Raw genomic sequence first — 14,020 nt, 5'->3', positions numbered from 1 at the left:
CGTAGCGGCCCACGCCCATCAAGGAGGAGCGCAAGTGAAGTTGGTTCTGGGTCGCGACGACCTCGCCGCCGCCGCGGAGTCGGCCGTCCGCGGGATCGGCACGGAGCCGGAGCGGCTCGACGTGCGCCCGGTGCACAAGGCCGCGCGCGGCATGGTCGGCGAGTCGTCGGCGGACATCTGCGAGCTGCCGATCGTGACGCTGCTGCAGGCCGTCGCGCACGACAGGCCGGTGGTCCTGCTCCCCGTCACCACGCTCGGCCGCTTCCAGCACCAGACCCTGGTGACCTGCGGCGACCTGACCGTCGCGGACGTCGAGGGCCGCAGCGTGGGCATCCGCTCGTGGAGCCAGACCACCGGCGTCTGGGTGCGCGGCTTCCTCGCCGAGCAGTACGGGGCCGACCTGCGCAAGGTGGACTGGGTGGTGTACGAGGGCGGTCATGTGGACGAGCAGCACGACCCGTCCTGGGTGCGCCGCGCGCCGGCAGGGGCCCGCCTGCAGGCGGACTTCCTCGACGGCCGCCTCGACTTCGGAATCATGGGCAACGAGCTGCCGGTGGACGACCGCATCCGCACCGCCATCCCCGACGCCGCGCAGGTCGCCGCCGCGTGGGCACGGGACAAGGGATTCGCCCCGGTCAACCATGTCGTGGGCGTCAGTGAGAAGGCCGCGCGCAAGCACTCGGCCGCCGTCTGCGCGGCGTACGACGCGATGCGTGACGTGCTCGCCACCGCGCCGCCGGACGGTCCGGCAGACCTCAACCCGGTGGGCTTCGAGGCGCTGCGCGGCCCGGTGGCGCTGGCGGCGGCGTACGCGCTGGAGCAGGACGCGCTGCCGCGGCCGGTGGACTTCGACGAACTGGTCGCGCGCTCCTGCGAGGCCCTCGGCGTCCCGTCGTCGCGCCTGGGCGGCTGAGTCCCATGACACACGGAAGGCAGGCAATGGAGAGGCTTTCGGTCGCCCTCGGGGAGTACCCGCACGGGCAGGCGCTGCTGGACGGCGACGTCGCGGTGGACGGATACCGGGTCGAGCCGGTGGAGGTGAGGCCGATCATCGCCGCGTACCGGCGGATGATCCGGGACCTCGAGTTCGACATGTGCGAGCTGGCGCCGGTGTCGTATCTGATGGCCCGCCAGGAGGGGATGCCGATCACCGCGATCCCGGTGTTCCTCAATCGGCGCTTCCACCACGAGGACGTCCAGTGCGCCGCGCGCTCGGGCATCCGGGTGCCGCGGGACCTGGAGGGACGGCGGGTCGGGGTCCGCGCGTACTCGGTGAGCACCGGCGTGTGGGTACGCGGCGTCCTGTCCGAGGAGTACGGCGTGGCCAACGAGAAGATCACGTGGGTGGTGGACGACGACGACCATGTCGAGGGCCGCGCCCCCGCGAACGTCGAGCGGGTCACCGACGGACGCTCCCTGGGCGAACTGCTGCACGCCGGCGATCTCGACGCCGCGCTCACCGGCAACGCCGGGACCGGCCGGTCGGGCCCGCCCCGGGCGAACTGGACGGACACTCCTGACCTCGACGGCGAAGGCTCCTATCCGCTCTTCGCCGACACCGGGGTGCTCAGCGCGGACTGGTATCTGCGTACCGGGATATATCCACTGCACTCGCTGATCGTGATCCGCTCCGACCTGGTCGAACGCGACCCCGGCCTGCCGACGGCGCTGTACGCGGCGCTGGTCGAAAGCAAACGCCGGCACCTCGCCGCCGACCCGGACTGGTCCGCGCTCCCCCGGTTCGCCCGCCAGGCGCGGCAGATCGACGGCGACCCCATCCCGTACGGCATCGCGGCCAACGAGCCGAGCCTGCACGCGATCCTGCGCTACTCCCGGGAGCAGGGCCTGCTCGACCAGGACTTCCCCACGGACACACGGACGCTGTTCGCCGACGGCGACTACCCGGACGCCTGAGCGCGCCCCTACGGAAGGAGTGGACACGTGAACGTGGTCGACGCGCACTGTCACGTCATCTCGCAGGACCTGACCAGATACCCGCGATCGCCGATCGGCGGGAAACAGTCGGAGTGGGCCGAGTCCCGGCCGGTCACCGCCGACGGGATGGCGGCCCGGATGGACGAGGCGGGCATCCGGCAGGGCGTGCTGGTGCAGGCCACCACGGCGTACGGGTACGACAACTCCTACGTCCTGGACAGCACCCGACGGCGGCCCGATCGTTTCGTGGCGGTCGGCACCTTCGACCCCCTGCGGCCGGACGCCGCCTCCGCCCTGGAGGCCGCGACCGGCGACGGCGGCCTGGCCGGGGTGCGGCTGTTCACCAGCGGGAGCACCGTGCCCGTCCAGGGCGAATGGTTCGCCGCGCCCGAGACGTTCGAGTTCTGGGAGAAGGCGGGGGAACTGGACGTCACCGTCTGCCTCCAGATGCGCCTCGGACCGGCTACCAAGCAGTTGCAGGAGGTGCTGGAGAGGTTCCCCGGCGTGCGGGTACTCCTCGACCACATCGGCTACCCCGGCATCGCCGCCTCGCCGGCGGCCGCCGGGAGCGAGGTGGCCGAGCTCGCCCGGCACCCCGGCCTGCACCTCAAGCTCACCCACCGCAACCTGGAGCGGCTGCTGGACGCCGGCAAGGAGGCCGCCGGCTTCCTGGAGCCGGTGCTCGAGGCGTTCGGCGCAGGGCGGATCGCCTGGGGGTCGAACTGCCCGGCCGCCGAGCAGTCGCTGCCGGAACTGCTGCGGCTCGCCGAGGAGGTCCTCGCGGACCTGCCGGAGAGCGCCCGTGAGGAGATCTTCGCGGGTACGGCGCGGCGGCTGTATCCGAGCCTGGCACACCCGGCCGAACCCGGCGCGGCCGAATCGAGCGCAAAACGCCAGGCGGCGGGCTGACCTCGGACATACTCCCGGAGCAGTCGTCATCTCTCTTTGGGACACAGGTGATCATGGTGAATGTCAGCGATCACGACCAGGTCGTGGAGCCGGGCAAGGCGTCGCCGACCCGGCAGAGCCAGGCGTACGAGGGGCTCCGCTCGCTGCTGCTGTCGGGCAGCATCGAGCCGGGCACGCGGCTCACCGAAGCTGAGCTGACCAAGATGTTCGACGTCTCGCGCAGCACCATGCGCGCGGTGCTGGTCAGGCTGACCCAGGAGGGTTACGTCACCAGCGAGGTCAACCGCGGGGTGCGGACGAGAAGCTTCTCCGCCGAGGAGGCGGCCGACATCCTCGAGGCGCGGGAAACGCTGGAGTCCGCTCTGGCAGGCAAGGCCGCGGAGCGGGCCACCGAGGAGGAGATCCGCGAGCTGCGCAGCACGCTGGAGGCGATGGAGGACTGCGAGAGGCGCGGGGACCAGGCCGGGTACTCACGGGGCAACCGCAGATTCCACCAGCAGGTGAAGGAGGCCGCCCACCAGCAGACCCTGGCCAGGGCATACGACACCCTGCTGTACCCGCTGGTCATGCGCCAGTACCGCAACCTGTCCGTCCAGCACCCGAGGACCGGGTCGCTGGAGGAGCACCAGGCGATCCTGCTGGCCATCGTCACCCGCAACCCGGACGCGGCCGTGGCCGCGATGCGCCACCACGTCGCCTCCGCCCGGCGGGCGCTGCTGCTGCGGACGGCCGCCGACAGCGCCGAGCCGTCCGCGCGGCCCGACCAGGACGCGGAGGGCGGCGAGCAGCCCGCGTCACCCGTGAACGCCTGACCGCTCGCCTCAAGTTTTGGAAGCGCTTCTTCAGTACCGAAGAGGCATGGTGACAGGAGATGACATGGGACACCACGACACCGACGGCAGCGTCGTCGGCAGCCCCACATCGGTGACCCGCCGGGGCCTGCGAGCCGTGGCGCTCGCGACCGCCCTGGCCCTCGGCGCCACGCTGACGTCCGCGTGCGGCGAGTCCGCGTCCGGCCAGGACGGCGTGGTCGCGGTCACGGTCGGCAGCGGGGACAACATCTTCGACCTGCCGCTGAAGGTGGCGGACGCCAACGGCTACTTCCGCAAGCACGGGCTCCAGGTCAAGTTCGTGTCGGTGACCGCGGCGACCGGCCCGGCGGCCCTCGAGTCGGGCTCGGTGCAGTTCCTCAACTCCAGCCCGACCGGCTTCCTGACCGCCCTGTCCAAGGGCATCCCGCAGATCGCCATCGCCGCGGACGGCCTCGGCAACCCGCTCGGCATCGTCGTCAGCAAGAAGTTCGCCGAGGCCAACAAGCTGTCCGCCACCACCCCGCCGGAGCAGGTGGCCAAGGTGCTGGGCAACTCCATCGGCGGAGCCAGCTCGGCCAACACCAAGGCCCAGGCGAGCATGTTTCTCAAGACCCGCGGCGTCGACCCCGCCAAGGTGAAGTGGGTGTCGCTGCCGAGCCCGTCGGCGAACAAAGCCGCGCTCAACAGCGGCCAGATCGACTGGTTCATCACCTCCGAGCCGACGCCGCTGTCCATCCAGCACGCCGGGGAGGGCGTCGTGGTGGCCGACCCTCTGCGGGCCCCCGAGTGGTCTCCCGAGCGCTCCGGATACGGCGAGCTGGTGGTGGTGCGTAAGGACTACGTCGAGAAGAACGCCGGCACCGCCAAGAAGTTCGTCGCCGCGGTCCAGGATGCCACGGCGTACATGAACACCCATGTACAGGACACCGAGCTGCTGAACCTCACGATGAAGCTGATGCCGGGCATCCCGGCCCCGGTGCTGCAGGCCAGCCTGGGGCAGGCCGGCTGGCCGGCGAGCGCCGCGATGAACGACGAGGAGTGGAAGAAGACCCTGGGGTTCGTCAACGGGCTCGGCGTGCTCCCCAAGGTGATGACCGTCACCGCGAACGACTGGACCAACAAGTACGCGCCGTCCGGCGGCGGCGCGTGATCCGGCCGGCGCGGACTGGAAGGAGCGGAACATGGTGGCTGCCACCGACAGACCGGTGATGGAGAAGACCGAGGTTGCCGTCGCGACCAGGCGAAAGAGCGACCGGTGGCAGGGCCGGGTCACCCTGGTGGCGCTGCGCGTCGGGGTGATCGCGATCGCGCTGGTCCTCTGGCAGGTGCTGAGCGGGCCGGTCCTGCCTGAGTACGCGGTCAGCAGGCCCACCGAGGTGGCACAGGCCCTGGCCAAGCTGCTCGGCTCGTCGTCCGGGTGGATCGACATCAGGACGACGGTGATCGAGGTGGAGGCGGGCTTCGCCATCGGCGTCGCGCTCGGCGCCGTGCTGGGCCTGCTGCTGGGCTCCTTCCCGGTGGCGGGCCGGGTGCTGGAGCCCCTCGTCGCGGCCTTCAACGGCATCCCCAAGATCGCGCTCGCGCCGCTCTTCCTGCTGTTCTTCGGCATCGGCGCCTGGTCGAAGATCACAATCGCGATGATCGGGCCGGCCTTCGTGATGTTCTACAACGTCTACCTCGGCCTGCGCCTGCGGGAACGGGAACTGGTCCAGATCGTCCAGGTGATGGGCGGCCGCCGGCACCACCTGCTCGTCTACGTGACGATCCCCACGCTGGCCGCGCCGTTCTTCGCCGCGCTCAAGACCGGCGGCCCGCTGGCCATCCTCGGCGTCATCGGCGCCGAGTTCATCGCCTCCACCGAGGGCGTCGGCCACGGGCTGTTCACCTCCGCGATGAACCTGGACGCGGCCACCGAATTCGCCGGCCTGATCGTGCTGATCGCGATGACGCTCATTCTGAACGGGCTGCTGACCTGGCTCGACAAGCTTGCCCTCAAACGCCTCGGGCTCATCACCCGCCGCCGCCCGGCGGAGGAGCGCGCCTGACGCGCCGCCGGGCCCTTCCATATCGATCGCCGGCTCATTTCCGTGCGTCGCCTGCCGGCGGTTCGATTTCGTCCGACGAATCTCACGTTTGGTTGCACGTATGCCGACGGCGGGACTCAGCCGTCCAAGCGGAGGGAGCTGGTACAGCGATGGAAACCGGTATGAGGCGTCGAGCGTTTCTGGCGGCCGGCGCGGCCGCCGTCGGCGCCACTTTCCTGCCCACACCCTTTGCCGTGGCGGCCGCCGGCCGCGGCAAGAAGGGCGTGATGCTGATGAACCGGATCGGACCGTCATCGTCGGATCTGTACATCTCCAACATCGACGGTTCGAACGAGCGCAAGCTGCTGGGGACCGCGGGGTTCGACTATCACGCCGGCCTCGCCGCCGACGGCCAGTCCGTGGTCTTCACCTCCGAACGGACGGGCGACGGCAATTCCTGCCTCTACCGGGCTCGTATCGACGGAACGGGCGTCCAGCCTCTGGTGTCAGGCCCGGCGATGAACGACAGCGCCGCCCTGTCGCCGGACGGAACCAAACTGGCCTTCGTATCCACACGCGGGGACCACAAAGCACACATCTGGCTGCTCGACCTGCGCACCAGCAAGCTGAGGAACCTGACCGGCAGCCCGGAGGTCGCCGGCGATCCCAACGGTCCCGACGGCCACTTCCGCCCTTCCTGGTCGCCCGACGGCGCGTGGATCGCCTTCTCCAGCGACCGCAACACGGTCTGGCGGGGGCATAACAACGGCCGCGGCTGGGAGCACACGCAGGAGCTCAGCATCTACGTCATCCGGCCGGACGGCACCGGCTTCCGCCAGGTCGCGACCAAGGAGGGATACTGCCTCGGCTCGCCGAAATGGTCACCGGACGGCCGCAGGATCGTCTTCTACGAGATCACCACAGAAGGAACCTGGGGCGCCCATCGCCCGGAGGCCATCGGGGTGGTCGAATCCCAGATCGTCTCGGTCGATGTCACGACCGGCGAGCGCGTCGAGCACACCTCCGGCCCCCATCTGAAAGTCGCGCCCCAGTTCGTGAACGCCACCGAGATCGGCTATCTCATCAAGGGCGGACCCGACGAAGGCCTGGCCTACACGTCGGGCACACTGCCGTCCGTCAAGCGGTCGCTGCGCTCGCCGGTCTGGTCGCCCGACGGGAAGTCGGTGATCTACGAGAAGGTCGGCTTCACGACGCGTCCGCTCGACACCACGCTCTACAGCTGGGATTCCGACTGGGAGTATCGCTTCTGCGACGTGTTCCCCGTCCTGTCCCGGCAAGGCCGCCTCGCGATCACGGAAAAGCAGCTCGGCAATTCCTCGATCGTCACCATGCGCCCGGACGGCTCAGACCAGCGCGTCGTCTTCGACACCGACGGGAAGGGCCTCGACCCGGCGCTGGTCGCGAAGGGTCTGGCCGGCGCGTTCCGGCCCACGTGGTCGCCGGACGGCGAATGGATCGCGTTCGGCTTGGGCGGCTGGTTCCAGCAACGCGCAGTGAACACGGCCGTGGTGGCGCGGGTGCGCAGCGACGGCTCGACCTGGGAGGCGCTCACGGACGGCACAGCCAACGCCGGCTTCCCGAGTTATTCGGCCGACGGCAACGAACTCGTCTATCGCGTGTGGGGCGAGGAGAACAAGGGCCTGCGCATCCTCAATCTCCAGACCGGGGCGACGCGCGTACTCACCAACGAGTACGACAATCTGCCTGACTGGTCCCCGGACGGCACACGCATCCTCTTCACCCGCAAGACGAGCGCGACCAATTTCGACGTGTGCACCATCCGCCCCGACGGGAGCGACTTACGGATCCTGACCAGCAGCGGCGCGAACGAAGGCCACGCTGTCTGGAACTGCGACGGGCGCATCCTGTACAACAGCGGAATGTACGGCTTCCGGGCAGAAGCGGCGTTGTACGACAACACCTTCCAGCCGTACGGCCAGATCTTCAGCATGAACGCGGACGGCTCCGACAAGAGACTGCTGACCGACAGCCAGTGGGAGGACTCGATGCCGCTCTACCTCCCGCAGGATGTCCTTTCCCTGTGACGTGAGACGGCCGCCTTGTTCTCCTCCGTCATGCGATCCGAGACGAAGGAGAACAAGGCAGCCGCTGTACCGGGGGGCTCGGTGGATACTGGTGCCGGGTGGTGAGAGCCCATTGCCCCGGAGGTTGCGAAGCGGTACGCCTTGATGATCTACGCCGAGCACCCGGCCATGAAGAGGCGCCGTCGGATGCGGAGCGTGAGGCGGCGTACGCGGAGTACTTCGCGTTCGCCGATGCCGCGCGGTGCGTCGATGCCGCGCGGTTGCAGCCAGCCGAGACGCGACCAGCGTGCGCGTGGTCGGCTGCCGGACGCTGATGACCGACGGCCCCTTCGCGGACACCAAGGAAGTGCTCGGCGGCTTCTGCCTGATCGAGGCGGCCGCGCGCATCCCGGCCGCCCGGCTCGGCGGGGCGGTGGAGGTCAGGCCGGTGGTGCGGCGCTGACCATGCTGAGGGAGGTCTTCCGAGACGAGTGGGGCCGGGTGCTGGCCTCGCTGGTCGGGTTCCTCGGTGACTTCGACAAGGCCGAGGACGCCGCACAGGAGGCGTTCGCGATCGCGGCGCAGCGCTGGCCCGCATCAGGCGTGCCGCCCAACCCGGGTGCGTGGCTGGTGACGACGGCCCGCAACCGCGGCGATCGACCGGCTCCGCCGCGAGCGCATCCTGGCCGATAAGATCCACCTGCTACCGGGACCCGAGGCCACCATGGACGACTTCGACGACACCGCGATCGAGGACGAACGGCTCGAGCTGATCTTCACCTGCTGCCACCCGGCGGCTGCCGCTGGAGGGGCAGATGCGCTCACGCTGCGGGCCCTCGACGGCCTGGAGACCGCCGAGATCGCGCGGGCGTCCCTGGTCTCGGAGGAGACCATGAAGCGGCGCCTGACACGCGCCAAGACCAAGATCAAGGCGACCGGATCCCGTTCGCGGTTCCCGGCGCGCACCTGCTGCCCGACCGCCTCGATGCGGTGCTCGCCGTCATCTTCCTGATCTACGACGAGGGCTACCGCAGGCGGGTCGACCTCGGTGCCGAAGCCATCCGCCTGGGGCGAGTGCCCACCGCGCTCATGCCGGACGAGCCGGAGGCGCACGGACTGCTGGCGCTGATGATGATCCACCACGCCCGGCGGCGGGCCCGCTTCTCCGGCGAGATCTCTTGCTGCTCGACGACCAGGACCGGCCGCTGTGGGACATGCGCCAGATCGCGGCCGGACGGGCGGTGCTCGATCGGGCGCTCGCGCTGGGTGGGCGCGGCGCCTATGTCGTTCAGGCCGTGATCGCGTCGCTGCAGACACACGAGCGGATCGACTGGCCGCAGGTCGCCGCGATGTATCGGCGGCTGGTCGAACTCACCGGCTCCCCGGTGGCCGAGCTCAACCGCGCCGCGGCGCTCGCCCAAGCCGGCGACCCGGCCGCGGCGCTGCGCGCCGGCGACCGCCTCGACCTGGACGGCTACCTCTATTTCCACTCCACCCGCGGCGAGCTGCTGCGGCGTCTCGGCCGCGACGCCGAGGCCCGAGCGGCCTACCATCGGGCCCTCGAGCTGGCCCCCTCGACTCCCGAGCGACGCTTTCTGACCCGGCGGCTCGAACAAGTCGCGTCCAAGCTCCAGGGATGGCCGACCCGCCCTGCCGGGACCGTGTTGCCGTCACGGCACGGGAAACCAGGGACATGACCGCAGAGAACGACCGTCCCGTCCCGCCCCTGACCAGTGCCTCCATCATCCTGCTCGCGGCCGGCGCCCGATGGCGTGCCCTCGTCCCGGGCGTCGGCGGGCTCCTCACCCTGCGGCGCCTCCAACTCCACGCCCGCCCACAAGGAGGATGACCTGTTCGACATCTATGCGGACCCGCCGTTCCCCTGGGCCGACCGGACGCAGCTCGATGTCGTTGACGTGTGCTGTTTCATGACGCCTCCTCAAAGGTGGGCTCTGGTCGTGCGATGTCCTGGCGGCGCCTGCCGCACGCCGTATCGGGGGCGGCGTGCGGCAGGCGGTCATCGGTCGTCGCCTCTGGTCACTCGCCGGGGAGCTTGGCGCCGATGACGTCGACGCGCTCGATGGAGGGCGCCTCGGCGCCCAGCTCGGCCCCGGCCGTGCGCAGCGCCTCGCCGTAGGCGTCCAGGTGGGCCTGGCGACCGGCCTCGTCGGCGAAGGCGTCGAAGACGCCGAACGTCGTGGGCCCGAGGCGCAGCGCGGCCCAGACGACGGTCGTCGTCTCCTGCCGCACCTGCTCCAGTGCGGACTTCAGTACGGCCTCGACTTCGGTCACCTTGTCCGGCTTGGCCTCGAAGCGGACCAGCATTCCCACGTTGATCATCTGTGCCTCCCGTACTTCTGTAGCGATCGTTAGAGAAGTACGGTAACGCACTTCTCTAACGATCGCTATAGAATTAGGGTATGAGAACGGGACGGCCCCGGTCCTTCGACCGCGACAAGGCTCTTGAGGGCGCCATCACCGTGTTCTGGGAGCACGGCTACGAGGCGACCTCGATCACCCTGCTCACCACGGCGCTCGGCATCGGCGCGCCCAGCCTCTACGCGGCCTTCGGCGACAAGCGGGCCCTGTTCCTCCAGGCGCTCGACCGCTACATCCACACCTACGGCGCCTTCACCGCACGCGCACTGGCCGAGGAGCCGAACGCCCGCGACGCCGTAGGACGCCTGCTACGCGAGGCGGCGGCCGCCTACACCAGGCCCGACCGCCCGCGCGGCTGCCTGCTGATCACCGCGGCGACCAACTGCTCCCCGCAGTCCGCCGACATCGCCGCGCATCTGCGCGAACTCCGCGCCGCGGGCGCCCGCGCGCTCGAAGACAAGATCGCCGCCGACGTACGGGCAGGAGCGCTCCCTGCCCACACCGACGCTCGCGCCCTCGCGACCTTCTACGCGGCCGTCATCCAAGGCATGTCCGCCCAAGCCCGCGACGGCGCCGCACGGACCGACCTGAAGCAGATCGCCGAGGCCGCCCTTCAAGCCTGGCCGTCAGCCGCCGGTCAGAGGGCCGGCGATGGTTCGGGCGCGGCGCCGAAATAGGGGGCCGCATCGGGACCGGGGGGGCGCTGCGGGTTCGGCGTGCCTACGGCCGCGCTCTGGTGATCATCGACACTTCCGGGTACAGCTTCGACGCCCCGGTCAAAGCGCTGCCGGGCGGCCTGCGAGGTGCCGGTCGAAGAACGCCAGGAGTAGGCGTTGACGATGGCCAGGCCGCCCAGCACCGATCGACGCCGCTCATGCCCATCTGCGACGTGAGCGACGATCACGACGGGGCGTCGCGAGGATCTCCAGGGGGTCTCACCTCCCGTGACGCGACGTCGGCGCGCCGGTCCAGGACGGCGACTGACCCTGGGGAAGAATTCCGGCTCGTCAGAGCAGCGCTTCGTTCAGCCCCCGCCCGGCACGGCCGCGAACAGCCGCTCGACGGCCGCTCTGTCTCCGGTGACCGTCAACCGTTCCTGCGCAAGCGCCTCGGGGACGGTCAGCCGCTTCGTCACGAGCGCGCCGAACGTACGGGGGTCGGTGATCAGAACGGCGTCGGGGTCGGCCGGGTCCTCGCGGGTGATGTGCGGGTTTCCGCCGGTGACCTGGATCGTGAACTGGTCGTACTCGAAACGCAGCGCGTACGTGGCGGTCAGGCCGGGGACGGCGTCGGGGTCGAAACGCTGGCGTAGCGCGAGGACCGCCGCGTCGGCGCCGATGTCGGCGTCCGGGTCGAGCCGAGGCGACCGGCGGCCCCATCGGCCGAGGTGCGTGATGACCGGTCTCAGGTCGGCCCCCCACTCGGTCAGCTCGTACACCGTCGCGCTGACGGGCGGCCCGAGCCGGCGTCGCCGGACCACGCCGGCCTCCTCCAGCTCGCGGAGCCGCTGGGCGAGGATCCGGGCGTTGATCCCGGGCATGCCGCGTTCGAGGTCGGAGAACCTCTTGGGGCCGAGCAGCAGATCGCGCACCACGAGCAGCGCCCACCGCTCGCCGACCAGGTCGAGTGCATGGGCTGTGGCACACGCCTCGCCGTAGCTTCGCACGAGCGGAAGCTTAGCACCTGCTTCTCTTTCATCACCATTCACTTGTATTTCGTAACCAAGCGGGCGTACGGTTCGATCCATGCGATTCGCCATCTCCATCCCGCAGTACGTCTCCGACGGCAGCTTCGACCCCGCCGCGCTGCGGCGGTATCTCGCCCGCGCCGAGGAACTCGGCTTCCACAGCGCCTGGACCGGCGAGCAGCCGCTCGGCACCATGCCGCATCTCGGGCCGGTCGAGACCATGACCTACGCCGCCGCCTGCACCGATCGGATCCGGCTCGGCTGTGCCGCGTTCATCAGCTCGCTGCACAGCCCGGTTCACCTGGCCAAGAGTCTGAGCTCGCTCGACCAGCTCAGCCGCGGCCGGCTCGATATCGCGATCACCACCGGCGGGGGGTTCCGGCCGTTCGCGGCCTTCGGCGTGGAGCCGGACAGTTTCGTCGCGCGTTTCACCGAAGGGCTGCGACTGATGAAGGAGCTCTGGAGTGAAGACCGGGTCGACTTCGACGGGCGGTTCTGGCGGTTGTCCGACGCGGCGATGGAGCCGAAGACCTACCAGAAGCCGCACCCGCCCATCTGGTTCGGCGCCACCGCACCGGCATCGCTGCAGCGAGCCGTCCGTCTCGGCGACGGCTTCTTCGGGGCGGGTTCCACTACCACGGCGCAGTTCGCCGAGTATGTGCGCATCATCCGGCAGGCGCTCCACGACCAGCAGCGCGACCCCGCCGGCTTCCCGATCGCCAAGCGGATCTACATCGCCGTGGACGACGACGCCGCCCGTGCCCGCGAACGGATCGCCGCCTCACTCGATGCTCTCTACGGCTATTTCGGGCTGAGAGACCTGGCCCCGGTGGCCGTGGCGGGCACGCCGGACGACTGCGTGCGGGGCATCCGCGACGTGATCGACGCCGGTGCCGACATGATCCTGCTCAACCCGATGTTCGACGACTTCGAGCAGATGGATCGCCTCGCCGCCGATGTACTGCCCAAACTCCGCTGACGGAACGAACCCGCCTTCCACGTCGAGACCGGCCGCGCCCACGTGGGATCGTGCTCCAGGCCCCGGCGAGAGGTCGCCACGGTCCCCGATATGTCACGTAAGTTACGATCTTCCGGTGATGTCGGTAAGCATCGTGCACGCGTGTTTGCGCGACGGCCACGGCGGCAGCCCCACCGCCGTCCTGCCGGAGGGCGCGTTCACCGACGACGAGCGTCGCGCCGTGCCGGCGGCGTGGGGGACGTCGCATGCCGTGTTCGTGTCGGAACGCCATGGGGACGTGTCGCTGCGGTTCTTCACCGCCGAGGGCGAGTTGCCCGCCTGCGGCCACGGAACGGTCGCCGCGCTGGCGGTGCTCGCGGACCGCTCCGGGCAACCGGAGTACGCGACCACCCTGCACGCGGGCGGCCGCTCGTTCGCCGGGCGGGCCGTGCGGCGGGCCGAAGGGCTCCAGGCGTCGTTCGACCCGGGCCCGGTCACGCTCAGAGAGGCCACCGTCCCCGAGCGCGAGCTGATCCTGCCCCTCTTTCCCACGCTCGCCGGGCCGCCCGTCGTCGCGTCCGTGGGACGGCCCCGGATGCTCATCCCCGTCCCGACCCGCGCGGACCTGGCCGCCCTGGCGCCCGACCAGGACCGCCTACGCGAGGCCTGCGACCGCCTCGGCCTGCTCGGCTGCTACGTCCACACCGTCCCCACCGCGGACGGGCGGGCCGCCGCCCGCATGTTCGCCCCGTCGATCGGCGTGCCCGAGGACATCGCCAACGCCAACAGCACCGCCTGCCTGGCCGGCCACCTGTCCCGCCGGGGCTTCACCACCCTCACCGTCGACATGGGCGACTCCCTGTCCAGCCCCTCCTCCGTCACCGCCACCGCCGAGACCGGCCCCGCAGGCGTGCGCGTCGACGTCGGCGGCTTCGCCACTCTCGCCACGGGATGAGCCGCCGCCGCGTGACAAGGGCCGATGCCCCCCAGGCTGTCACTCGGAGGTGACGCCGAGGACGTCCGCCAGAGGGCTGTCGCGGAGGATGGCGTGCAGGGCCGCCAGGACGGCGGGCACGTCGTGGCCGGCGAGCGCCTCCGCGCCCCAGGCCAGCATCGATTGCTGGGCCTGGATGATCTCAGAGGTCAGGGCCCGCCCCCGCGGGGTCAGTGTGAGCTCGACGCGGCGGCGGTCGTCCGAGGGGATGCGCCGCTGGACGAGACCGGCGTCCACCAGGCGGTCCACCAGCCGGCTGGGGTGACCGGACTCGGCG

Annotated in this window: 19 protein-coding genes; 16 read left to right on the top strand and 3 right to left on the bottom strand. The window is 70.4% G+C overall.

Annotated elements, in window-relative coordinates; genetic code table 11:
* Positions 1-34: 34 nt before the first annotated feature.
* From ACQPWU_RS23365 to ACQPWU_RS23305, 13 genes are all read left to right on the top strand, one after another.
* A complete protein-coding gene (locus ACQPWU_RS23365; protein ID WP_433443488.1) occupies positions 35-913 on the top strand; it encodes a hypothetical protein in 879 nt (292 codons plus the stop codon).
* A gap of 26 nt (positions 914-939) precedes the next feature.
* A complete protein-coding gene (locus tag ACQPWU_RS23360) occupies positions 940-1,914 on the top strand; it encodes an ABC transporter substrate-binding protein (RefSeq protein WP_433443485.1) in 975 nt (324 codons plus the stop codon).
* A 27-nt stretch (positions 1,915-1,941) separates the two neighbouring features.
* On the top strand, positions 1,942-2,844 hold the full coding sequence (locus ACQPWU_RS23355; protein WP_433443482.1) for an amidohydrolase family protein: 903 nt from the start codon (positions 1,942-1,944) through the stop codon (positions 2,842-2,844).
* A gap of 53 nt (positions 2,845-2,897) precedes the next feature.
* Entirely contained in the window at positions 2,898-3,656 is a 759-nt protein-coding gene (locus tag ACQPWU_RS23350) for a GntR family transcriptional regulator (protein WP_433443479.1), read from the top strand.
* Positions 3,657-3,720: 64 nt separating this feature from the next.
* The gene (locus tag ACQPWU_RS23345; RefSeq protein ID WP_433443476.1) at positions 3,721-4,806 is read left to right on the top strand and encodes an ABC transporter substrate-binding protein; all 1,086 of its coding nucleotides are present in this window, start codon (positions 3,721-3,723) and stop codon (positions 4,804-4,806) included.
* Between the two features lie 31 nt (positions 4,807-4,837).
* Positions 4,838-5,701 (top strand): ABC transporter permease, encoded by an 864-nt coding sequence (locus ACQPWU_RS23340; RefSeq protein ID WP_433443475.1) that lies wholly within the window; start codon positions 4,838-4,840, stop codon positions 5,699-5,701.
* A gap of 161 nt (positions 5,702-5,862) precedes the next feature.
* Complete coding sequence (locus ACQPWU_RS23335) at positions 5,863-7,746, top strand: TolB family protein (protein WP_433443473.1); 1,884 nt, start codon at positions 5,863-5,865, stop codon at positions 7,744-7,746.
* Positions 7,747-7,987: 241 nt separating this feature from the next.
* Complete coding sequence (locus tag ACQPWU_RS23330) at positions 7,988-8,188, top strand: YciI family protein (protein WP_433443471.1); 201 nt, start codon at positions 7,988-7,990, stop codon at positions 8,186-8,188.
* Between the two features lie 2 nt (positions 8,189-8,190).
* The gene (locus ACQPWU_RS23325) at positions 8,191-8,418 is read left to right on the top strand and encodes a sigma factor (protein WP_433443469.1); all 228 of its coding nucleotides are present in this window, start codon (positions 8,191-8,193) and stop codon (positions 8,416-8,418) included.
* 31 nt (positions 8,419-8,449) lie between these two features.
* A complete protein-coding gene (locus ACQPWU_RS23320; RefSeq protein WP_433443467.1) occupies positions 8,450-8,737 on the top strand; it encodes a sigma factor-like helix-turn-helix DNA-binding protein in 288 nt (95 codons plus the stop codon).
* Positions 8,716-9,024, top strand: coding sequence for a DUF6596 domain-containing protein (locus ACQPWU_RS23315; protein WP_433443465.1), 309 nt, complete (start codon positions 8,716-8,718; stop codon positions 9,022-9,024). Before ACQPWU_RS23320 ends, ACQPWU_RS23315 begins: the two co-directional genes overlap by 22 nt.
* Complete coding sequence (locus ACQPWU_RS23310; protein WP_433443464.1) at positions 9,021-9,422, top strand: tetratricopeptide repeat protein; 402 nt, start codon at positions 9,021-9,023, stop codon at positions 9,420-9,422. The genes ACQPWU_RS23315 and ACQPWU_RS23310 overlap by 4 nt, the downstream gene beginning before the upstream one ends.
* Entirely contained in the window at positions 9,419-9,574 is a 156-nt protein-coding gene (locus ACQPWU_RS23305; protein WP_433443462.1) for a hypothetical protein, read from the top strand. The genes ACQPWU_RS23310 and ACQPWU_RS23305 overlap by 4 nt, the downstream gene beginning before the upstream one ends.
* Positions 9,575-9,762: 188 nt before the next feature.
* Here ACQPWU_RS23305 and ACQPWU_RS23300 read toward each other — a convergent pair whose 3' ends face one another.
* A complete protein-coding gene (locus tag ACQPWU_RS23300; RefSeq protein ID WP_433443460.1) occupies positions 9,763-10,065 on the bottom strand; it encodes a putative quinol monooxygenase in 303 nt (100 codons plus the stop codon).
* Between the two features lie 80 nt (positions 10,066-10,145).
* Here ACQPWU_RS23300 and ACQPWU_RS23295 point away from each other — a divergent pair, with 80 nt between their 5' ends.
* Positions 10,146-10,781 carry a TetR/AcrR family transcriptional regulator gene (locus tag ACQPWU_RS23295; RefSeq protein WP_433443458.1) on the top strand — a complete coding sequence of 212 codons (636 nt, stop codon included), beginning with the start codon at positions 10,146-10,148 and terminating at the stop codon, positions 10,779-10,781.
* Between the two features lie 347 nt (positions 10,782-11,128).
* Here the strand turns inward: ACQPWU_RS23295 and ACQPWU_RS23290 are convergent, their stop codons facing one another.
* Positions 11,129-11,770 (bottom strand): winged helix-turn-helix transcriptional regulator, encoded by a 642-nt coding sequence (locus ACQPWU_RS23290; protein WP_433443455.1) that lies wholly within the window; start codon positions 11,768-11,770, stop codon positions 11,129-11,131.
* 79 nt (positions 11,771-11,849) lie between these two features.
* Between ACQPWU_RS23290 and ACQPWU_RS23285 the strand changes: the two genes are divergently transcribed.
* Positions 11,850-12,770, top strand: a complete 921-nt coding sequence (locus ACQPWU_RS23285; protein WP_433443453.1) for an LLM class flavin-dependent oxidoreductase — start codon at positions 11,850-11,852, stop codon at positions 12,768-12,770.
* A gap of 118 nt (positions 12,771-12,888) precedes the next feature.
* Complete coding sequence (locus ACQPWU_RS23280; RefSeq protein ID WP_433443450.1) at positions 12,889-13,704, top strand: PhzF family phenazine biosynthesis protein; 816 nt, start codon at positions 12,889-12,891, stop codon at positions 13,702-13,704.
* Between the two features lie 39 nt (positions 13,705-13,743).
* On the opposite strand, the gene ACQPWU_RS23275 is transcribed toward ACQPWU_RS23280, so the two are convergent.
* Positions 13,744-13,980, bottom strand: coding sequence for a hypothetical protein (locus ACQPWU_RS23275; protein WP_433443447.1), 237 nt, complete (start codon positions 13,978-13,980; stop codon positions 13,744-13,746).
* Positions 13,981-14,020: the final 40 nt, after the last annotated feature.

It is taken from the genome of Nonomuraea sp. CA-141351, from assembly GCF_050944675.1.
Lineage (GTDB): Bacteria > Actinomycetota > Actinomycetes > Streptosporangiales > Streptosporangiaceae > Nonomuraea.
This window is presented reverse-complemented; position numbering and strand designations above follow the sequence as displayed.